Here is a 20,110-nt window from a genome sequence, read left to right as displayed (position 1 = left end):
CAGTGGCCGCGGCGTGCCGGCGCAGCCGGATACGCCACGGCCGCGCCGGCCGGCCCGTTTACAGGTGAGCCGCCATCGCGGGATCCGAGACGCTATCGCGGCCCGTTTCCATCCGGCCGGCGAAGCGCCGTTCGAAGCCGTCCTGGCCCGTCACGGTGAAGTCGTACCAGTGCCCGCTGGCGCTCAGGTCCCAATCCAGCGTGCCTTCCTCCTTTACCTTGACGACCCAGGGACCGTCGGCGCGATAGGCATTCGCCCGCACGGTCAAGGTGTAGTCCTTCTTGTTGCCGCCTTTGCCGCCATGGTGTTTGGCCATGTTCTTCAGCTTCATGGTCACGCGGCCGGCCCTGGGCTGGTAATGGAACCGGATCACTTCCGGCTGGAAGCCGGCATCCTGGTACGCGCTGGCGTCGCCCGCGAAGGTGCGCACGAAGCCGTTGGTGCTGTAGACCCACAGGTTGTACTTGCCGCTGTCCGCGCCCGTGTCCCATTGATCCTGCAGCGACTTGCCGGGTTCGACCGTATATCGGCGCGGGATGCGGTCCAAGTGATTGCGGTCGTAGACATGGAAGACGGCCGCCTGCGCGCCGCTGTTCTCGAACTTCAGCCGCACCGTGCGGCCGTCTTCCTCCACGGTTCCATGCACTTCCAGTTCATATGGCAGCGCGCGCGAAGGGCGCACGCCTTTTTCCTGATAGAGCGCGTCCGGCGTGGCGGGCGGGTTGGCGGTAGGCAGGTTGCTTTGCGCGGCCAGCACGGCCTTGTAATTGCTGGTGTCGGGCAGCGTCGGGAAACTCGGATCGTGGGGCGACCTGAAATCGAAGCAGCTGGTCAGGTCGCCGCAAACGGCGCGATGCCAGGCGCTGACCGCATCGACCTTGATATCGAAGCGCTGCTCCAGGAACAGGCTGATCGAGGTGTGATCGAAAACCTGCGAATTCACCCAGCCGCCCTTGCTCCAGGGCGACACCACGTACATCGGCACGCGCGCGCTCAAGCCCCAGGGACGCAGGCTGCCGCTGAGCGTATCGAGCTTGTTGCGGTAGGCGCCGGCCGGGTCCGAGAAGTACTCGCCGTCCAGCGGCAGCGTCGCCTTGCCGGCCAGCGTACCGTCGGCGTTGTAGGACGGCGGCGCAGGCGGGGGCACGTGATCGAAAAGGCCGTCGTTCTCGTCGTAGGTCAGGAAGAACGCGGTCTTGGCCCACACTTCGGGATTGGCCGTCAGCGCGTCCAGCACTTGCGCGGTGTAGTTCGCGCCGATGGCCGGATTGCTGTTGCCGGAATGCTCCGAGTTGGCCGCGGTGCACAGCAGCCAGGACACCTGCGGCAGGCGGTTCGCCACCACGTCCTGCTTCAGGTCGTCGATGGTGTACAGCTTCAGGCCCTTTTCGTAGAGCGGATCGCCGGGCCGGGCGTTGCGGAAATCGGCGAACGCCAGGCCGCCGTGCATGGCGCCCGTCCAGTTATCGTTCGGATCCTGGTAGATCTTCCAATCGATGCCCGCGTCCTCCAGCACCTTGGGCAGGCTGTGCCAGGTCAGGGCGTTGTCGGGGTAGGTGTATCCCGGCGTAGGCATGGTGCCCGTAATCCAGCAGCGGTTGTTGTTCGGCTCGGAGGTGCGATCGTCGCTGTTGATGCCCATCTTTGCCAGGCTGGGATCGAAGCCCGAACCCGAAAAGAAAACCACGCGATTCGGATCGGTGCCGCTGGTGGTCGAACAGTGGTAGCCGTCGCAGATCGTGAAGGCTTCCGCCAGCGCGAAATGGAAGGGGATGTCGTTGCGGCCCAGGTAGCCCATCGTGTACTTGGTTTTGAACTGCGGCCAGTAGCCCGATCGCCCCTGGCCCCAGGCAGCCTGCATGTCGGAGAAGCTGTGGGGCGTGCTGGGCGATTGCAGCGCTTTCACCTTGGTGCCGTCCATGTGATACGGCGGGATCTCCAGGCCCGTGGCGTCCTGCTGGTACCAGACGTCCTTGCCGCTGGGCAGCGGTGTGGGGAAGCGGTCGCCGTAGCCGCGCACCCCGCGCAGGGTGCCGAAGTAATGGTCGAAGCCGCGGTTTTCCAGCATCAGGATGACGATGTGCTTGATGTCCTTGATGGTGCCGGTCTCGACCTTGGCGTCGATGGAAAGCGCGCGCGCGATGCTGGGGGGCAGCATGTTCAGCGCCAGGGCGGCGCCGGCCGACTTCGCCGTGCCGGTCAGGAATGTGCGTCGATTGAGCTTGGTCATGGCCTTCAGAGGGTTGTTGGGGGGGAGTCGCGGGCAAGTTTGGTTCGCCAACGTGACAGGCCAATGAACATGGTTCAATGAAAATATTTGTGACATTGAATATTTCTCAAATAGAATGACGCATCCGCAGCGCGCCGCGGGGCGCGCGGCCGGCTTCCTTCCCACTTGCCTGCGAGCGATGCATCCGCCATGACGATCTCTGCCTGCCGCCTCCGGCCCGACGGACTTGCATCTGTTGCGCCGGACCCTGCCCGCGCGCCCTGGGCCGCCGGCCGCCCCGCGCTGATCCTGGACCTGGACGGCACGCTGATGCGCGAGCGCGAGCCCGTGCAAGGCGCGGCCGACCTGCTGCGCGCCTACCACGACCGCTATGTCGTGGTGTCCAACAATTCGACGCACACGGCCGGCCAGATGGCGCGCCGGTTGCGCTCGGCGGGCCTGCGGGTGGAGCCCGACAGGCTGGTGCTGGCCGGAGAAATGACCATCCGGTACCTGCGCGACCGTCATCCCGACGCGCGCGTAATGCTGTGCGCATCGGTCGGGTTGAGGCGCTACGCGGCGCAAAGCGGATGCCGCCTGGTGCACGACGAGGCCGATATCGTTGTACTGGCGTTGGACAAGCGCTTTACCTATGCCGCGCTGGAACGGGTCACGCGGCAATTGGCGCGCGGTGCCGGGCTGGTCGTCAGCAACGCCGACGCCAGCCATCCCGGTCCCGAGGGCTGCATCGTGCCGGAGACGGGCGCGTTGATGCAGGCCGTAGTGTTCAGCTCCGGCTGCCAGCCCATGCATGTGGTGGGCAAGCCCGGCCCCGCCATGTTCGAAGAAGGCCTGCGCCGCCTGGGGCGGCCGCGCGATGACGTGCTGGTGATCGGCGACAATCCCGATACCGACGCGCTGGGCGCGGTGCGGGCGGGCCTGCGCTATCTATTGGTCGGTGACGGCGAGCATGCCGATGCCCGGACTTTGGCCGGCCTGATGGCGAGTCCGGTGCCCGCGCATGCCACCTTGCCGGACATGCCCCGGCGGGCGTTGGCAAGCGTCAGGTAATGCGCGGCGCGGTGCGCCGCTCAGTAGCGCTTCAGCGACAGCACGTCGAAGGTGCTTTTCAGCGTGGCCACCGAGCGGTCGTAGTCGGCCAGCGCCAGGCAGGCGATCAGCGTATCGATGATCGCCAGTTGCGCCAGCCGGCTGGTCATGGCCTCTGTGCGGAAGCGCGTTTCCTGGGCCATGGTGTACAGCAGGACATCGGCGAAGGGCTGGATGGGCGACTTGCCGAAGTTGGTCACGCAGATCGTATGCGCGCCCGCCTCCTTGGCCAGGCGCGTCGCCAGCACGGTTTCGTAGGTGCTGCCGGAATGTGAAATCGTCAGCGTGGCGACGTCAGGCCCGGTGCGCGACGCGCTGATCGCCTGGATGTGCGAATCGGTGACGGCGACGGCATTCAAGCCGATGCGCAGCATGCGGTAGTAGACGTCTTCGGCGATGGTGGCCGAGCTGCCGATGCCGTAGATCTCGATGCGCTTGGCGCGCTTGATCAGCTTGACGGCGCGCGCCAGGGCCTCGGCGTCGAGCACGGATGCCGTCGCTTGCAGGGTCTGTATATTGCTGTTGAAGATCTTGGCAATGACCGCCTGCACATCGTCGCGCGGCGACAGATCTTCGTGGATGTACTGCACCGGCTGCACGATTTCCTGCGCCAGCAGGATCTTCAATTGCTGGAAGCCCTTGGCGCCCACCATTTTGCAGAACCCGACGACACTGCCTTCGCTGGACCCGGTGCGTTCGGCGACCTCGCTGACCGACATGTGCACGACCTCGTCGGGATGATCGATCACGAATTCCGCGATGCGTTGGGCGGCCGGTCCCATGGCGGGCAGCAGGTTCTGGATGCGCGCGCGCGTGGTGGGCACCGATGCCGCGGCCGGCGCGGACGCAAGGTCTCGGGCGGCGGGCGATGCGGCTTTGCGTGTACGGGGCATGGAAGGTGTCCGGTGACTGGCCTGTGCGCGTTTGGGCGAATTGTAGCGGCGGCTGGACGCCGCGACCTCGGACGCGTCATTGTGCAGGCAGCGCCTACCGCTTCGCCAGCGCGATCAGATAGGCGCAGGGCTGCTTGCCGGGATTGGCGAATGTGCAGGCGGAAGGCCGGCCCAGCTGCAGGCAGTCTCCCGCCTTCAGGGTGTGCGTTTCGGCGCCTTCCTGGAAAACCAGCACGCCTTCGAGTACCCACATCTGCTGATGCTGGAAGGTAAAGGCGTCCGGCGGATAGGAAACGCGCGCATTGGGCGGCAGGTCGATGCGCAGCAGCTCCAGCACCCCGCCGTTGGGCGGCGAGAGGCGGCGGCGCACATAACCGGTTTCCGGGTCGGTCCAGACGGGCTGGTCTTCCGCGCGCAGCAGGCGGTCGCTGGATTGTTCGGCCAGCGTCAGCAGCGTGGACAACTGCTGGCCGAAGGCCCCTGACAGCCGGCCCAGGATGGTCGCCGTGGGGCTGGCTTCGCCGCGTTCGATCTTGCTGATCATCGCCTTGGACACGCCCGACCGCTCGGCCAGCTCCGCCAGCGACCAATTGCGGGCATCGCGTTCCTGCTTGATGCGCTGCGCGATGGCGGCGGACGGGTCGTAGAAGGAGGCGGTCATGGTGGGTGCGGTAAAGCCGATGTGTTGCCGGGGGCGCGAATGGAAATTATAGGGGGCGGTCCTAGGCGCGGCTTGATCTGTATCAGCGGCCGCTTGCCAATCGTCACGATCGCGTGCGTCTTTGGCGTTCCATCCCGGCCGTCGAAATACCGCTCGTCAACGCGACGATAAAGTCCAGGAACACGCGGGTCTTGACGGGCGTGTGGTGCCGGGACGGATGGTAGGCGTAGAGCGGAAAGCGCTCGTCCGGCCAGTCCGGGAAAAGGTTGACCAGCCGCCCTTCGCGTATGAGCGGCTCCGCGACGAGCGCGAGCATCTGCGCGATGCCGGTGCCCGCCACGCAGGCGTTGACGAGGGCCGTCGGATCATTGACGGTAAGCCGTCCATGGGTTTCCACCACCAGCCGCTTGCGCTTGCGATGGAATTCCCAGGGGAAAGGCTTCCCCGTTTCCGGATTCCTGAATTCGAGGCAGGTGTGATGGCCCGTGCCCAGTGCCTGGGGTGCTGCCGGGCGTCCCCGCGCTGCAAGGTACGACGGAGCGGCGACCGTGACGATTCCGCTTTCCAGCAGCTTGCGGGCCACCAGGCTGGATGAGCGTGGCTCGCCGAATCGCAAGGCAAGGTCGAAGCCGTCCACGACCAGATCGCCCAGATGATCCCGCGCGATGAATTCCAGCGCCAGCTCGGGATGTGCGTCCATGAACGCATTCAACCGGGGGCCCAGGATGATGCGCGAAAACACCGGATCCAGGTTGATGCGCAGCTTGCCGCGCACGGTGCCGGCGCCGCGCGCCCCCGCCGCGGCCGCTTCCTCCATGCCCCTGAGGTGCGGGATGACCTGTTCGTAGAACGTGCGGCCCTCTTCGGTCAGGGACATGGCGCGGGAGGTCCGATCGAACAGCCGTATCTTCAGGCGAGCTTCCAGCCGCGCGATCGCGCGGCTGACACCGGGCGGGGACAAGCCCAGCTGTTCGGCGGCAGCCGCGAAGGTACCGGCGTCGACGACGACGGCGAATACGTTGATGCCGCTGGAGAGATTGCCGCTGGACGATTTCATGGCCTGTGGGGCTTGCGTGGGAATTCGAAAACATCGGGCCGGCCACGGCCATCAGTGACTATATGTCATTCATGCAATGACATGAATGCCATTTTGTTTCCCGGCATATTTGCACAGAATGCGCTTCATGTCGCGGATGGCCTGCGATCCCCATTCCTACCGTTCCACTTCCGGGGAGTACGAAATGAGCGCTTTACCTGGCCGGCGCGACCTGCGGAAGAAGGCCACCTTCACGGCCTTCGCGGCATATCGATGACCGGTGGAAACACCTCTATCCCTGCAAGGAGAACAAACATGTACGCAGTTACGGGAATAACAGGAAAGGTCGGCGGCGCCGTTGCGGGCGCGCTGCTCGCGGCGGGCCAGCCGGTGCGCGCGGTGGTGCGCGACGCCGCGCGCGGACAGGCGTGGGCGCAACGTGGCTGCGAGGTGGCGATGGCCGATATGGAAGACGCGGCATCGCTCGGCGCGGCGTTCCAGGGCGCCAAAGGCGTCTTCATCCTGCCGCCTTCCGAGTTCGACCCCGCGCCGGGCTTCCCGGAAGCGCGCGCCGTCGTCGACGCGGTGTGCGCGGCCTTGCAGTCCGCCGCGCCGCGCCAGGTGGTGTGCCTTTCGACCATCGGCGCCCAGGCGCACGAGTCCAATCTGCTTACGCAGCGCACGCTGCTGGAGCAAGCCCTGCGCAAGCTGCCGATGCCGGTAACCTTCCTGCGCCCCGGCTGGTTCATGGAGAACGCCGCATGGGACATCGCGGCGGCGCGCGATACAGGCGTGATTTCCAGCTTCCTGCAGCCGCTGGACCAGGCCTTCCCCATGGTGGCGACCGCCGACGTCGGCCGTGTCGCCGCGCAGTTGCTGCAGCAGACCTGGAGCGGTGTACGTGTCGTCGAGCTCGAGGGCCCGCGTCGCGTCAGCCCGAACGACATCGCCGCTGCGTTCGCTGGCATCCTGGGCCATCCCGTGCGCGCCGAGGTCGTCGCGCGCGACACCTGGGAGGCGCTGTTCCGCTCGCAGGGCATGAAGCATCCCGTGCCGCGCATGCGCATGCTCGACGGTTTCAATGAAGGCTGGATCGCCTTCGAAGGCGATCCAGACGATGTCGTCAAGGGCGAAGTGGAACTGGAACCCGTGCTGCGCGCGCTTGTTTCGCGGGCGGATTGAGCCGGCGTAGGGATGTACGGAGGCGTACGAGGTGTACGGGGCGGCGTGCGTACCGCACGTCCCCGCGTTCAGGCGGGACCGAGCAGCGTTCCGTTAAGCAATATCCGCATCGTGCGGAATGCCAGGACGGCGATGAGCGCGCTAAGGAATGCCAGCAGCGCGATGGCAAGCGCCGTCACGGCGGGGTAGTGCACGTGATCCGCATAGCGAAGCGCGGCGTTGCTGAGCGCGGCGAGCGGGAAACTGAGCGCCCACCATCCCGCGGCAAAAGGGATATCCCGCCTGAAGACCTTGAAGACCATCGCGAAGAAGATGAACAGTCCGAAATAAAAGAGCATGGCGGCAAAGCTGTCCACGCGCTGGAAGAAGTTCGTGTACGCGAGAAAGCCCACTTCAAAGGGCGCGATCAGTATCATCAGGGACGGTACCATCGCGCTGGCCAGCCTTTCCTGATGGTGAATCAGCCGCGACATGATCATGGTGAAGAACACCAGCGCCATCATCGAGCCCACCGCCATCGAGAACAGGTTGATCTCGCGCGCCCACGCCATCGGCATGGCGCCGCCCGCGACGGTGATGTCCAGCGTCGCTACGCCCGGAATCAGCCACGCGGGCACGGCGTGGCCGGCGTCGACCTTGCCTCGCAGCATGCGGCTGACGATCGTGAACGATAAGGCGATCGTGGAGACGGCGCCCACGCCCCAGATAAGCCGCGATGCCCAGGGGCTGAGCGGCTCGACAACGGACGAAACCAGCAGGATCGCTATGGTCACCGTCCCGAAGAAGTTACCGGCGACGGGATGCTGGAACTCGCTGCGCACGGCGTGCGGGTACATCAACGCCTTAGCGGCGTAGGCGACGCTCAGCAGCACGAAAAGCGCCACCGCGATGCCGCCGATTGCGCCATCGATAAGCGGTGTCGTACCGAACTGGTGGCCGGCCTGGCGCCATGCCAGCGCCAGGCCGGATACGCCCATGACCGAGCCGAACAGGCTGATCGGAAGATACTGGATGGATGCTTGTCGCGGATTTGCCCCCGCGCGTGAGGTATGCGTGTTGATGATGCTGCTCCAAGGATTGATGCGGGCCGTCGCCGGTGCGCCATCGAAGGCGAATGAGCCCGGAAGTTTATGGGGCGGCCATTCCGCGCGCTGGCCCGATACGTCCGGATTTGGGCCATAGACGTGCTGTTTTCGGCCAGCAGTGCCGGCCACACGTCGCCTTGTCCAGAAACAGACCCTGTATGGCCCAAACCCGACGCATCTGCGCGAACACACGGGTTCGGGCGTCCATAAACTTGTTCGGGAGGGTCACGAACAGAGGTAATGAAACATGGACACGCCCGCACATCGTTACACCAGTACCGGCGCCAATGACGGGATGGATGGCAATCGGTCGACGTCCTTTCTCTACGGAGGAAACGCCGCCTATGTCGAAGAACAGTACGAGAAGTACCTGGATGATCCCGCCGGTGTGGCGGCGGATTGGCGCCGCTATTTCGACGCGCTGGGGACGCTGCCGGCCGTGGACGGATCCGGCGCCCACGACGTCGCGCACGGTCCGGTCGTGACGCGCTTCGCCGCAATGGCAAGAAGCAGGACGCGGGCCGCACCGGCGGCGGACGTCCTGGCCCTGGCGAGAAAGCAGGTGGCCGTGGAGTCGCTGATCGCGGCGTATCGCGCCGTGGGTGCGCGGCACGCGCGGCTCGATCCCCTGCAGTGGACGACGCTCCCGCCGTTGCCGGCTTTATCGCCCGCCCATCACGGGCTTGACGAGGCCGACATGCGCACGAGATTCAGCATGGATGGCGCTTTCTTCGGCCCGCGGGAGGCCACGCTGGCGGAATTGCATGCCGCGCTCGAGGAAACCTATTGCGGCACCCTGGGGGCGGAGGTCATGCACCTGGGTAGCGAGGAACAGCGCGACTGGTGGCTGCGGCGGGTGGAGTCGACGCGTGCGCGGGCGTCCTTGTCCACGGCGACGAAGCGGCGCATCCTGGACCGACTGACCGTCGCCGAAGGCCTGGAGAAGTATCTGCACACCCGCTACGTGGGCCAGAAGCGCTTCTCGCTGGAAGGCGGGGAGTCGCTGATTCCCTTGCTCGATGAGCTCGTTCGTGGCGGCGCGGCGCGCGGGATCAGGAACGTCGTCATGGGAATGGCCCATCGCGGAAGGCTGAATGTCCTGTTGAACGTGGCCGGCAAGCCCGCGGCGGCGCTATTCAGGGAGTTCGAAGGGCAGGCCGATGCCGGTTTGCTCGCCGACGATGTCAAGTATCACAAGGGATATACCGGGTCCGTCGAGACCGACGCCGGAATCGTCGAATTCGTACTGGCGAACAACCCCTCCCATCTCGAATTCGTGAACCCCGTCGTGCAAGGTATCGCGCGCGGCAGGGCCGAACAGCTGCACAGACCGGCGAGCGAGGTGTTGCCCATCGAGATCCATGGCGATGCCGCGATCGTGGGCCAGGGTATCGTCAGCGAGACGTTGAACCTGAGCTACGTTCGCGGCCATACCACCGGCGGGACAGTGCATGTGGTGCTCAACAACCAGGTCGGGTTCACCACATCGGATCCGCGCGATGCGCGTTCTGCCTACTATTGCTCCGATATCGCCAAGGCGATCGAGGCGCCGGTGCTCCACGTGAACGGCGACGATCCGGACGCGGCCGTATTGGCGGCGCGGCTCGCGCTCGATTACCGCGCCGCATTCGGCCGGAGCGTGTTTATCGAACTGGTCTGCTTTCGCCGGCACGGCCATCAGGAGCAGGACACGCCGACAATGACGCAACCGCTGATGTATCGGGCCATCGCCGCCCATCCGGGAATCCGCACCCTCTATGCCGAACGCCTGCTGCGCGCGGGCGTCCTGGCCGATGGCGAGGCGGAGGCGCTGGCGCAGGCCTGGCGCGCTGAACTGGACGAGGCCAGGGCTTGCGCATCGGCGGGGCCCGCGCCATCCGACGCGCAGGCCGCGATACCGGCCGGCCGGCAAACTACGCCGCCCACGGCCGTCCGCGTCCAGGACCTGGCGCGGCGTTTGGTGGATATCCCCGCCGCCATGGTGCTGCATCCCCTCGTCGGCAAGGTCATCGATGGCCGGCGCGAGATGGCCGCGGGAACGCGCGGTCTCGATTGGGGCATGGCCGAACATCTGGCGCTGGCCACCCTGATCGCGGATGGCGTCGACGTACGCCTGGTCGGCCAGGATACGGAACGTGGAACGTTCGGGCACCGGCATGCCGTCCTGCATGATCAGGGCCGGACGCAGCGTTCGGAAGGCGTGTATGTGCCGCTGGACCATATCGGAGCTTCGCAAGGCCGCTTCCAGGTGGTCAATTCCGTGTTGTCCGAGGCCGCGGTGTTGGCATTCGAGTACGGCTATTCGGTGGCGCGCCCCGAGGCGCTGGCGATATGGGAGGCGCAGTTCGGCGATTTCGCCAACGGCGCGCAGGTCGTCATCGACCAGTTCCTGGCGGCCGGCGAAGCCAAGTGGGGGCAGCGGAGCGGACTGGTTCTATTGTTGCCGCACGGACAGGAGGGACAGGGCCCGGAGCACGCGTCGGCGCGTCTGGAGCGCTACCTGCAACTGTGCGCCCAGGACAATCTGCGGGTGTGCCAGCCCACCGAGCCATCGCAGTTCTTTCACTTGCTGAGGGCGCAGGTGTCGATGCCCGACAAGAAGCCACTGATCGTCATGACGCCCAAGTCCTTGTTGCGCCATCCCGCGGCGACCAGCAGCCTGGGGCAACTGTCCGAGGACGCTTTCAGGCCGGTGACCGGCGACCCCGGCGTTGCCGACCCCGCTGCGATCCGTCAGGTCGTCCTTTGCACGGGCAAGGTGTACTACGACCTGGCCGAGCGCCGGGCGAAACTGGGGCGCGACGACATCGCGCTCGTGCGGCTGGAACAGTTGTACCCCTTCCCCGCCGAAGCCGTGCAAGCGGAACTGGCGCGCTATCCCAACGCCCGAAGCATCGTATGGTGCCAGGAAGAAGCGCAAAACCAGGGCGCGTGGAACTTTGTCGCGCCGCTGCTGGGCAGCTTGCCGGGCGCCGGTCGTCCGCGTTATGCGGGATGCCCGGAAGCCGCCTCGACCGCGCCGGGCAGTCACGCGGGCCACGTGCTCCTGCATGAAAGCGTGCTGGCCTCCGCGCTGGATATCGGCGCCGCCGCGCCGGCGGCTTCCATCGGGCGCTCCTGATGGCGAAAGCGCTCGCGGTATTCCCGCGGCGTGGTGTCCAGGCGCCGTTCGAAGATCACGCGCATGTGGTTGCCGCTATGGAAGCCGCATCGAAACGCCACCGTCTTCAGCGGCAGGTCGGTCTCTTCCAGCAGTTTGCGGGCATAGTCGACGCGCACCTGCTCCACGAACGCGAGGGGCGTCATATTGGCATCCCTGGCGAACACGCGCGAGAAGGTCCGGCGGCTGACCGCCACGGCATCGGCCAGGTCTTCGATGGACAGCGGCTCGCTGATGTGCTCGGTCACATAGCGCAGCACCTTGGCGACGATGGTGTCTTCCTTCGGGCCCACCGCCAGATAGGGGCTGTACTGGGATTGGCCGCCGTCGCGGCGGATGTACACGATGAGTTGCTTGGCGATGCGCAACGCCATGTCGTGGCCCCAGTCCTCCGTGACCAACGCCAGGCATAGGTCTATTCCTGCCGTGACGCCGGCGGAGGTGAACAGGCCGCCGTCACGGACGAAAATCCTGTCGGGGCGGACTGTGGCGCGGGGAAACAGGGCCATGAGGCGATCGACGTCGTGCCAATGACCGGTCACTTCCTTGCCGGCCAGCAGCCCGGCATGGCCCAGCAGGAAAACGCCGTTGCACACGGAGCCGAACCTGCGGCAACCCTGCGCCGTCGCCTTCAACCATTGAAGGAAGCTGGCTGGAGCGTCCACATCCGGAAGCCTCGGGCCGCCGGCGACGAGCAGCAGGTCCGGCTGCTCGTCATAGTGCAGGTAGTCGACGCCCACCTGGATTTCCATGCCGTTGGCGCAGCGGACATTGCCGGGGTGTATCCCGACCAGCGTGATCCGATATTGGTCATCGGGACGGAGGAAATTGTTCGCCTCGGCGAACACATCCATCGGCCCCGCCACATCCAGGGCCTGTACGCCGTCGACGACGACGATGGCCAGTTTCATCACGCCGCCTTCCCTGTCGGGCACCATGGTGGATGAAGGGACTATAACCCGCGCTGGCGGTGCACCCGGCGACTGCGCTGGAACGCCGGGGTTGACGACCAGCACGCCGGTGACGCTGCCCGGCATATCGACCGGCGCGAAATCCTCCACGACTTCGATGCTTGCGGCCCCGCGTCCCGCGCATAGGGACAAACCCGCAAACCCCTTCCAGGGTCTTGTCCGCGCTTTCCGGCGTCCACTATAGTAGACGAAACGGCTACAGCCTTGTGGCATGCATTTGCACCACAGGGCGTCCCGGACCGCCGTATCGCCAAAGGACGACCCCCCGATGTCGCGCGAAATCCGTCTCAATGCCTTCGACATGAATTGTGTCGGGCATATCCAGCAAGGCTTGTGGACGCATCCGCGCGACCAGTCCACGCGCTACACGGATATCCATTACTGGATGGAGCTGGCGCGCAAGCTGGAGGCCGGCCTGTTCGACGGCGTGTTCTTCGCCGACGTGCTGGGCGCCTACGACGTCTACGGCGGCGGAGTCGATGCGACGCTGCGCGGCGCCGTGCAGCTGCCGGTGAACGATCCCAGCCTGGTCATCCCCGCCATGGCGGCCGCCACGCGCCACCTGGGCTTCGGCGTGACCTGCAACCTGACCTATGAGCCGCCTTTCTCGTTCGCGCGGCGCATGTCGACGCTGGACCACCTGACCGGCGGGCGCATCGGCTGGAACATCGTGACGGGCTACCTAGACAGCGCGGCCAGGGCGACCGGCCTGTCCGGCCAGATGGCGCACGACGACCGCTACGACCTGGCGGACGAGTACATGTCGCTGGTCTACAAATTCTGGGAAGGGAGCTGGGAGGACGGCGCGGTGCGCAAGGATCGCGCGGCCCGCGTCTACGCGGATCCGTCCAAAGTCCATCGCATCGTGCATGACGGCCGGCAGTACAAGGTCGATGCCTTGCATCTGTGCGAGCCTTCGCCGCAGCGCACGCCGGTGCTCTACCAGGCCGGCGCCTCCACGCGCGGCCGCCAGTTCGCCGCGACGCACGCGGAATGCGTGTTCGTGAACGGGCAGAGCATGAGCGGCGTCAAGGCCATCGTTGACGATATCCGCGCGCTCGCCGTCAAATTCGGCAGGCAGGCGCAGGACGTGAAGGTTTTCATGGGGGCGACGGTGGTGACCGGCCGCACGGAGGCCGAGGCCCGCGAGAAATTCGAGGACTACAAGCGGCACGTGGACGTGGAGGCGGCGCTGGCGCACGCGTCCGCCTCGATGGGCATCGATTTCGCGAAATACGGCATGGACGAACCGGTGCAGACGGACAAGAGCCAGGCCATCGTCTCCAACGTGGAAGCCATGACACGCAGCGCGGGGCCGACCTGGACCAAGCGCAAGCTGATCGAACAGATGGTGCTGGGCAGCCGGCAGCAGCCCATGGTGGGATCGCCCGGACAGATCGCCGACCAGCTGATCGCCTGGAGCGAGCAGGCCGGTGTCGACGGGTTCAATCTTTCGCGCACGGTCACGCCGGAATGCTTCGAGGATTTCATCGAACTGGTGGTGCCCGTGTTGCAGGAGCGCGGTGTGTACAAGACGGCGTACACCGATGGCGTCTATCGTGAAAAACTGTTCGGGCGCGCGCGCCTGCCCGCGACGCATGCCGCGGCGGCGTATCGCGCGGGCGTCGGTGTCCCGGGATGCGAGCGAGGCGGACATGATCGATAAGGCGACGTACCGCGATGCCATGGCCCACCTGGGCGCCGCGGTCAATGTGGTAACCAGCGACGGCCCGGCCGGCCGCTGCGGCTGCACGGCATCGGCGGTGTGCGGAGTGACGGACCAGCCGCCCATGCTGTTGGTCTGCATCAATCGCAGTAGCCGGAACAACGCGGCATTCAAGGAAAACGCCCGGCTGTGCGTAAATGTGCTGGACGCCGGCCAGCAGGCCCTGGCGATGCGGTTTTCCGCCAAGGATCTGGCCGTGGAGGACCGCTTCAGCGTGGGTGAATGGCACGTCCTGGAAACCGGCTCGCCGGTGCTGCGCGGCGCCGCGGTGTCGCTGGACTGCGACATCACGTTCACCGCCGAGGTCGGTACCCATACCGTGTTCTATTGTGCGGTGCGGGCCGCGGCGACGCAGCACGATAGCGAAGCGCTGATCTATTTCGGCCGCGGCTTCCATCGCGTGGGCCGCCTGTCGCAGAACCTGGGTTGCTGACGCCATGGCCGAACCCGCGCCGGACACGACGGCGCCGCACACTGGCAAGACGGCCTCGCTGGCCATCCTGTTGCTTTGCCAGGTCTGCGCGATGTCGGTGTGGTTCGCCTCGTCGGCCGCCGTGGCCAGTATCAAGCAAACCGTCGCGCTGACTTCCTGGCAGGAATCGCTGCTGACCAGCTCGGTGCAGGCCGGCTTCGTGGCGGGCACCATCGCCAGCGCCGTGCTGGGGCTGGCGGATCGTTTCGATCCGCGCCGGCTGTTCATGGCCTCGGCGTTGATCGCCGCCCTGGCCACGCTGGCATTGCTGGCCTGCGAGCCGGCGGGCGCGGCGGTCTATGCGCTGCGCTTCGTCACGGGCATGTGCATGGCCGGCGTCTATCCCGTGGGCATGCGCCTGGCCGCGACCTGGGCGGACCGCGACCTGGGCCTGCTGATCGGCTTGCTGGTGGGCGCGCTGACGCTCGGCTCGGCCAGTCCGCATTTGCTGGCGGCGTTCGGCGGCATGCAATGGCCGCAGATCTACCTGGCCGCCGCGGCGCTGGCCGGCGCCGCCGGGCTGGCCATCAATCTGTGCGGCGTCGGCCCCGCCATGCGCCGCGCAACGCGGTTGAATCCGGCCGCGGTCGCGCAGGCCTGGCGCCATCGGCCGTTGCGGCTGGCCAACCTGGGCTACCTGGGCCACATGTGGGAGCTCTACGCGATGTGGGCATGGCTGGCGGTGTTCCTGCACGAAAGCTTCGCCCGCGGCGGCATGGCGGCGCCGGATCGCGCCGCCGAAAGCCTGACTTTCGCCGCGCTGGGCGCCGGCGCGCTCGGCGCCTGGGCGGGCGGCTGGTTCGCCGACCGCTACGGCCGCACCGCCGTCACCGTGGCGGCGATGGCGGCCAGCGGGGGCTGCGCGCTGGCGATGGGGTGGCTGGCCGATGCGCCGCCGCTGATCGTCGGCGCGGTCGCGGTGGCCTGGGGCATTACGGTGATTGCCGATTCGGCCCAGTTCTCGGCCAGCATCGCGGAGTTGAGCGCGCCGGATTCGATAGGCACCTTGCTGACCGCGCAGACCTGCGCCGGCTTTCTGTTGACGCTGGTCAGCATCCATCTGGTGCCGCCTGTGCAGCAGGCGCTGGGCTGGCCCGGCGCGTTCGGCATGTTGGCGCTGGGGCCGTTGTTCGGTTGCGCGATGATGCTGCGGCTGCGTAGGGATCCGGCCTCGCGGCGGCTGGCCAACGGCAAGCGCTGAAGGGTCGACGCAAGAACGCAGGACCGCTGCCCTGGCAGCACGGCAGTTGGTATGCAGTCCCGGCATCACAGGCGTTAACCAACGAAGAGGGGAAACAACATGAGCTCGATACTCGGCGAGCGGACTGGCGCGGCCTCCCCGACGGGCGGCTATCCCGCCATTCGCATGTTGATCGGCGGCGAATGGATCGATGCGCCCGGCGCGCCGGTCATCGATCCCGCCACGGGGGCGTCGATCGGCACCGTGCCCTGTGCGACGTCCGCGCATCTGGAAAGCGCGGCGGCGGCGGCGGGACGCGGTTTCGCGATCTGGCGCCGCGTCGCGCCGGCCGAACGCGCGCGCATCATGCTGCGCGCCGTCCAACTGGTGCGCGAGCGCGTCGATGTCATCGCGCGCGATATCACGCTGGAGCAGGGCAAGCCGCTGGCGCAATCTCATGCCGAGGTGCTGCGCGGCTGCGACCTGATAGAGTGGGATGCGACCGAGGCGCGCCGTCTCTACGGCCGCGTCATCCCGGCCGAGCCGGGCATGCGCCACACCGTGCTGCGCGAGCCGGTCGGCGTGGTGGCGGCCTTCACGCCATGGAACTTTCCGATGAGTTCGCCGGCCCGCAAGATCGGCGGCGCGCTGGCCGCGGGCTGCGCGATCATCCTGAAGGCGTCGGAGGAAACCCCGGCCGGCGCGATGCACCTGGCGCAGGCCTTCTGCGACGCCGGGCTGCCGGCGGGTACGCTGAACCTGGTGTTCGGGGATCCCGCCGCGATTTCCGGCTTTCTGATTCCGCACCCCGTGGTGCGCCTGGTCACCTTTACCGGATCGACCGGGGTGGGCAAGCAGCTGGCCGGCCTGGCCGGCACGCATATGAAGCCGGTCATCATGGAGCTGGGCGGCCATGCGCCCGTGATCGTCTGCGACGATGCGGACGCGCAGGTCGCCGCGGCCGCCGGCGTGAAAGCAAAGCTGAACAATGGCGGCCAGGTCTGCGTGGCCCCGACGCGCTTCATCGTGCACAAGGCGGTCTATGACGACTTCGTCCAGGCCTACATGCATATCGGCCGCGCGGTGCGCCAGGGCAGCGGCCTGGATCCGGACAACGATATCGGGCCGGTCGCCAACGGCCGCCGGCTGCAGGGCCTGCAACGCCTGACGGAGGATGCGCTGCGGCGCGGGGCGCGCCTGTTGTGCGGCGGCGCGCCGGCACCGGGTCCGGGGTTTCATTTCCCGTTCACGGCATTGGCCGATGTGCCCGTCGATGCCCTGGCGATGCGGGAGGAGCCTTTCGGGCCCTTGTCGCTGATCACGCGCGTGGATGGCCTCGACGACGCCATCGCCCTGGCCAACAGCCTGCCGTACGACCTGGCCGGCTATGCCTTTACCGGTTCGGCGCGCAACGCGCGGGTGCTGAGCGACGAACTGGAGGTCGGCAATCTGGCGATCAACCACTTCGTCTCGGCGGTATCGGAAACGCCGTTCGGCGGCGTCAAGGATAGCGGCTACGGCCGCGAGGGCGGCACGGAAGGACTGGAGTGCTACACGCAGACGAAGAGCATTTCGCATTTGACGGTTTGACGCGACGTCCCGGGCACCGGCCGGGGGCCGGTCGAACCGATAGAAGCAAGACAAGGGGAATACGCAAGCATGATCGAGCTGCGATCGATACACAAAAGCTACCCGGTCCAGGGAACGGCCGTGGTGGCGCTGAAGGATATCGACCTGACGGTCGCGTCCGGCGAAATATTCGGCATCATCGGCCATTCGGGCGCGGGCAAGTCCACGCTGCTGCGCATGATCAATTTCCTGGAAAGGCCCACCCGCGGTACGGTGCACGTGGACGGCGTGGACCTGCAGGGGCTGGACGACACGGCGCTGCGCCGCTTTCGCCAGGGCGTCGGGATGATCTTCCAGCACTTCAACCTGGTGGGTTCGAAAACCGTGGGCGACAACGTCGCCTTCCCGCTGAAGATCGCGGGACAGGCCGACGCCCGCCGCATCGACGCCCGCGTGGACGAACTGCTGGACCTGGTGGGCCTGCGCCGCCACAAGGAAAAGTATCCGCGCCAGCTGTCCGGCGGGGAAAAACAGCGTGTCGGCATCGCCCGCGCACTGGCCAATCATCCCCGCGTGCTGCTGTGCGACGAGGCCACCAGCGCCCTCGATCCGCAGACCACGCGCTCCATCCTGCAACTGCTGCGCCAGATTAACGAGAAGCTGGGCCTGACCATCGTGCTGATCACCCACGAAATGGATGTGATCCGTACCGTATGCGACCGCGTCGCGGTGATCGACTCCGGCACCATCGTGGAAAGCGGGCCGGTCAGCACCGTCTTCCTGCATCCGCAGCATGAGACCACGCGGCGCTTCGTGCAGGAGGCCGAGCATATCCAGGACGAGGACGTCGATGCCGCGCTGGTCCAAAGCGGCGCGCGCACCCTGTGCAGGCTGACCTTTATGCAAGACACCGTGCACCAGCCCATCCTGAGCCAGACCGCGCGCGCGTTCGGCGTCGATTTTTCCATCCTGAATGGACGGATCGAACGCATCAAGTCCCTGACGTGCGGCCAGATGACGGTGGCCCTGGAGGGGCCCGACGAACAGGTCAGGAACGCCCTGGCGCGCCTGGCGGCGACGGGCGTGACGGTCGAGGAGCTGCGGGCATGAGCGCGTTGATCGCCGCGTGGTTCAGTAATGTGGACTGGACCGATATCGGCTGGGCCTCGGTCGACACCCTATCGATGCTGGGTTGGTCGCTGAGCCTGACCCTGGTGCTGGGCCTGCCCCTGGGCGTGCTGCTATTCCTGACCAGCCCGACACAGCTGCACGACGCGCCGCGCGTCTATGGCGGCGTGTCGCTGGCGGTGAATATCCTGCGCTCCTTGCCCTTCGTGATCCTGTTGATCGCCATGATCCCGTTGACCACGCTGTTGACCGGGACCTCGCTGGGCGTGGCCGGATCGGTGCCGGCGCTGGTGGTGGCGGGCATTCCCTTCTTCGGTCGCCTGGTGGAATCGGCACTGCGCGAAGTCGACCGCGGCATCATCGAGGCATCGCTGGCGATGGGCGCGAATACGCGGCAGATCGTCTTCGGCGCGCTGTTGCCGGAGGCCATGCCCGGCATCCTGGCCGCGGCCACCGTGACCGCGATCGCCCTGGTGTCGTATTCCGCGCTGGCCGGCGTGGTCGGCGGCGGCGGCCTGGGCGACCTGGCCATCCGCTACGGCTACCAGCGCTTCCAGCTGGACGTGATGTTCATCACCATCGTGCTGCTGTTGCTGCTGGTGCAGTTGCTGCAAACCGTGGGCAACCGGCTGGTGCTGCATTACACCCGTTAGATGGCAGGGGCCCGCCGTGCCGGCCCCCGCCGTGTTTCGCCGTATCCCGGCATCGTTGCGCCGGGTGCGTTGTACCGCTGCATTTCACTGTCCCAACGAACGGAGATGACGAAGGTGAACAAACTGATCGCAGTGTTGGCCGTGGCTTGCGCCGCGGCATTGCAACCGGCTGCCCATGCCGCCGAAAAGATCGTCGTGGGCGCCAGTCCCACGCCGCATGCCGAGATACTGGAAAACATCAAGCCGATGCTGGCCAAGGAGGGCGTGGACCTGCAGATCGTGGTCTTCACGGACTACATCCAGCCCAATATGCAGCTGGCGCAGAAGCGCATCGATGCCAACTTCTTCCAGCACAAGCCTTTCATGGACGAGTTCAACCGCAGCCGCGGCACCGACATCGTTGCGGTCAGCGACATCTTCGTCGCGCCGTTCGGGGCGTATTCCAGCAAGATCAAGGACATCAAGCAGTTGAAGGATGGCGCGGTGGTGGCCATCCCCAACGACGCCGTGAATGGCGGCCGTGCCCTGCAGCTGCTGGACCAGGCCGGCATCGTGCAGCTGACCGATCCGCGCAACACCAAATCCACGGTGAAGGACATCAAGGCCAATCCCCGGCACATTACGATCAAGCAGCTGGAAGCACCGATGCTGCCGCGCGTGCTGCCCGAAGTGGATCTGGCGGTGATCAACACGACCTTCGCGCTGGAAGCGAAGCTGGATCCGACCAAGGATGCGCTGTTCCTGGAAGGCGGCCAGTCGTCCTACGCGAACCTGTTGGCCGCCCGGCCGGACGACAAGGATACGCCGGCGATGAAGAAGCTGGTGGCGGCGCTGCGATCGCCGCAGGCCGCGCAGTTCATGCGCGAGCGCTTCAAGGGCAGCATCGTGCCGGTGTTCTGAACCCGGGATGCGGGCGTGAAGGCGACCGCTGCCCGCTCATGGTCCGGGTAGGCGCGGTAGTCCCGCGATACCGCCACGGGGGCGCCCGGAGCATCGGGCCCCGGGGCGGACAGCCGGGCCGCCACGCGGTTTTCGACGTCCTTCCGCGCCTGGCAGCCCATTTCGCCGATATAGA

Annotated in this window: 16 protein-coding genes; 10 read left to right on the top strand and 6 right to left on the bottom strand. The window is 66.5% G+C overall.

Translation table 11 applies throughout. The features are described from left to right. Window positions 1-58: 58 nt before the first annotated feature. Window positions 59-2,230, bottom strand: coding sequence for a phosphocholine-specific phospholipase C (locus ACO1P8_RS09415; RefSeq protein ID WP_486295624.1), 2,172 nt, complete (start codon window positions 2,228-2,230; stop codon window positions 59-61). Window positions 2,231-2,419: 189 nt separating this feature from the next. Here ACO1P8_RS09415 and ACO1P8_RS09410 point away from each other — a divergent pair, with 189 nt between their 5' ends. Continuing rightward, window positions 2,420-3,280 (top strand): HAD-IIA family hydrolase, encoded by an 861-nt coding sequence (locus tag ACO1P8_RS09410; protein ID WP_486295623.1) that lies wholly within the window; start codon window positions 2,420-2,422, stop codon window positions 3,278-3,280. 20 nt (window positions 3,281-3,300) lie between these two features. On the opposite strand, the gene ACO1P8_RS09405 is transcribed toward ACO1P8_RS09410, so the two are convergent. The 3 genes from ACO1P8_RS09405 to ACO1P8_RS09395 all read right to left on the bottom strand — a co-directional run bounded on the left by ACO1P8_RS09405 (window position 3,301) and on the right by ACO1P8_RS09395 (window position 5,930). Beyond that, window positions 3,301-4,212: a MurR/RpiR family transcriptional regulator gene (locus ACO1P8_RS09405; protein ID WP_486295622.1), complete on the bottom strand. Its 912-nt coding sequence runs from the start codon at window positions 4,210-4,212 to the stop codon at window positions 3,301-3,303. A 94-nt stretch (window positions 4,213-4,306) separates the two neighbouring features. Beyond that, on the bottom strand, window positions 4,307-4,873 hold the full coding sequence (locus ACO1P8_RS09400) for a helix-turn-helix domain-containing protein (RefSeq protein WP_486295621.1): 567 nt from the start codon (window positions 4,871-4,873) through the stop codon (window positions 4,307-4,309). Window positions 4,874-4,976: 103 nt separating this feature from the next. Next, window positions 4,977-5,930: a LysR family transcriptional regulator gene (locus ACO1P8_RS09395; RefSeq protein WP_486295620.1), complete on the bottom strand. Its 954-nt coding sequence runs from the start codon at window positions 5,928-5,930 to the stop codon at window positions 4,977-4,979. A gap of 294 nt (window positions 5,931-6,224) precedes the next feature. On the opposite strand from ACO1P8_RS09395, the gene ACO1P8_RS09390 reads away from it, so the two are divergent. Beyond that, window positions 6,225-7,091 carry an NmrA family NAD(P)-binding protein gene (locus ACO1P8_RS09390; protein ID WP_486295619.1) on the top strand — a complete coding sequence of 289 codons (867 nt, stop codon included), beginning with the start codon at window positions 6,225-6,227 and terminating at the stop codon, window positions 7,089-7,091. Window positions 7,092-7,159: 68 nt separating this feature from the next. Here the strand turns inward: ACO1P8_RS09390 and ACO1P8_RS09385 are convergent, their stop codons facing one another. Continuing rightward, the gene (locus tag ACO1P8_RS09385) at window positions 7,160-8,155 is read right to left on the bottom strand and encodes an SLAC1 anion channel family protein (protein ID WP_486295665.1); all 996 of its coding nucleotides are present in this window, start codon (window positions 8,153-8,155) and stop codon (window positions 7,160-7,162) included. 268 nt (window positions 8,156-8,423) lie between these two features. Here ACO1P8_RS09385 and ACO1P8_RS09380 point away from each other — a divergent pair, with 268 nt between their 5' ends. After that, a complete protein-coding gene (locus ACO1P8_RS09380; RefSeq protein ID WP_486295618.1) occupies window positions 8,424-11,297 on the top strand; it encodes a 2-oxoglutarate dehydrogenase E1 component in 2,874 nt (957 codons plus the stop codon). Here ACO1P8_RS09380 and ACO1P8_RS09375 read toward each other — a convergent pair. Next, the gene (locus ACO1P8_RS09375; RefSeq protein WP_486295664.1) at window positions 11,204-12,247 is read right to left on the bottom strand and encodes a GlxA family transcriptional regulator; all 1,044 of its coding nucleotides are present in this window, start codon (window positions 12,245-12,247) and stop codon (window positions 11,204-11,206) included. The genes ACO1P8_RS09380 and ACO1P8_RS09375 overlap by 94 nt on opposite strands. Window positions 12,248-12,575: 328 nt before the next feature. On the opposite strand from ACO1P8_RS09375, the gene ACO1P8_RS09370 reads away from it, so the two are divergent. The 7 genes from ACO1P8_RS09370 to ACO1P8_RS09340 all read left to right on the top strand — a co-directional run bounded on the left by ACO1P8_RS09370 (window position 12,576) and on the right by ACO1P8_RS09340 (window position 19,935). Then, complete coding sequence (locus tag ACO1P8_RS09370; protein ID WP_486295617.1) at window positions 12,576-13,973, top strand: LLM class flavin-dependent oxidoreductase; 1,398 nt, start codon at window positions 12,576-12,578, stop codon at window positions 13,971-13,973. Further along, on the top strand, window positions 13,963-14,466 hold the full coding sequence (locus ACO1P8_RS09365; protein WP_094844908.1) for a flavin reductase: 504 nt from the start codon (window positions 13,963-13,965) through the stop codon (window positions 14,464-14,466). The genes ACO1P8_RS09370 and ACO1P8_RS09365 overlap by 11 nt, the downstream gene beginning before the upstream one ends. A 4-nt stretch (window positions 14,467-14,470) precedes the next feature. Continuing rightward, window positions 14,471-15,706, top strand: coding sequence for an MFS transporter (locus tag ACO1P8_RS09360; RefSeq protein ID WP_486295616.1), 1,236 nt, complete (start codon window positions 14,471-14,473; stop codon window positions 15,704-15,706). A 99-nt stretch (window positions 15,707-15,805) separates the two neighbouring features. Further along, window positions 15,806-17,275 (top strand): NAD-dependent succinate-semialdehyde dehydrogenase, encoded by a 1,470-nt coding sequence (locus ACO1P8_RS09355; protein ID WP_486295615.1) that lies wholly within the window; start codon window positions 15,806-15,808, stop codon window positions 17,273-17,275. 69 nt (window positions 17,276-17,344) lie between these two features. Next, window positions 17,345-18,364, top strand: coding sequence for a methionine ABC transporter ATP-binding protein (locus ACO1P8_RS09350; protein WP_486295614.1), 1,020 nt, complete (start codon window positions 17,345-17,347; stop codon window positions 18,362-18,364). Continuing rightward, complete coding sequence (locus tag ACO1P8_RS09345) at window positions 18,361-19,035, top strand: methionine ABC transporter permease (RefSeq protein WP_486295613.1); 675 nt, start codon at window positions 18,361-18,363, stop codon at window positions 19,033-19,035. Before ACO1P8_RS09350 ends, ACO1P8_RS09345 begins: the two co-directional genes overlap by 4 nt. Window positions 19,036-19,140: 105 nt before the next feature. Continuing rightward, the gene (locus ACO1P8_RS09340) at window positions 19,141-19,935 is read left to right on the top strand and encodes a MetQ/NlpA family ABC transporter substrate-binding protein (RefSeq protein WP_486295612.1); all 795 of its coding nucleotides are present in this window, start codon (window positions 19,141-19,143) and stop codon (window positions 19,933-19,935) included. Window positions 19,936-20,110: the final 175 nt, after the last annotated feature.

Source organism: Bordetella sp. (assembly GCF_057362025.1).
This window is presented reverse-complemented; position numbering and strand designations above follow the sequence as displayed.

Bases quoted from the DNA above. Each gene is read 5' to 3' on its own strand.
- ACO1P8_RS09415 (WP_486295624.1), bottom strand. From the start codon at position 2,230: ATGACCAAGCTCAATCGACGCACATTCCTGACCGGCACGGCGAAGTCG.
- ACO1P8_RS09410 (WP_486295623.1), top strand. From the start codon at position 2,420: ATGACGATCTCTGCCTGCCGCCTCCGGCCCGACGGACTTGCATCTGTT.
- ACO1P8_RS09405 (WP_486295622.1), bottom strand. From the start codon at position 4,212: ATGCCCCGTACACGCAAAGCCGCATCGCCCGCCGCCCGAGACCTTGCG.
- ACO1P8_RS09400 (WP_486295621.1), bottom strand. From the start codon at position 4,873: ATGACCGCCTCCTTCTACGACCCGTCCGCCGCCATCGCGCAGCGCATC.
- ACO1P8_RS09395 (WP_486295620.1), bottom strand. From the start codon at position 5,930: ATGAAATCGTCCAGCGGCAATCTCTCCAGCGGCATCAACGTATTCGCC.
- ACO1P8_RS09390 (WP_486295619.1), top strand. From the start codon at position 6,225: ATGTACGCAGTTACGGGAATAACAGGAAAGGTCGGCGGCGCCGTTGCG.
- ACO1P8_RS09380 (WP_486295618.1), top strand. From the start codon at position 8,424: ATGGACACGCCCGCACATCGTTACACCAGTACCGGCGCCAATGACGGG.
- ACO1P8_RS09375 (WP_486295664.1), bottom strand. From the start codon at position 12,247: ATGAAACTGGCCATCGTCGTCGTCGACGGCGTACAGGCCCTGGATGTG.
- ACO1P8_RS09370 (WP_486295617.1), top strand. From the start codon at position 12,576: ATGTCGCGCGAAATCCGTCTCAATGCCTTCGACATGAATTGTGTCGGG.
- ACO1P8_RS09365 (WP_094844908.1), top strand. From the start codon at position 13,963: ATGATCGATAAGGCGACGTACCGCGATGCCATGGCCCACCTGGGCGCC.
- ACO1P8_RS09360 (WP_486295616.1), top strand. From the start codon at position 14,471: ATGGCCGAACCCGCGCCGGACACGACGGCGCCGCACACTGGCAAGACG.
- ACO1P8_RS09355 (WP_486295615.1), top strand. From the start codon at position 15,806: ATGAGCTCGATACTCGGCGAGCGGACTGGCGCGGCCTCCCCGACGGGC.
- ACO1P8_RS09350 (WP_486295614.1), top strand. From the start codon at position 17,345: ATGATCGAGCTGCGATCGATACACAAAAGCTACCCGGTCCAGGGAACG.
- ACO1P8_RS09345 (WP_486295613.1), top strand. From the start codon at position 18,361: ATGAGCGCGTTGATCGCCGCGTGGTTCAGTAATGTGGACTGGACCGAT.
- ACO1P8_RS09340 (WP_486295612.1), top strand. From the start codon at position 19,141: ATGACGAAGGTGAACAAACTGATCGCAGTGTTGGCCGTGGCTTGCGCC.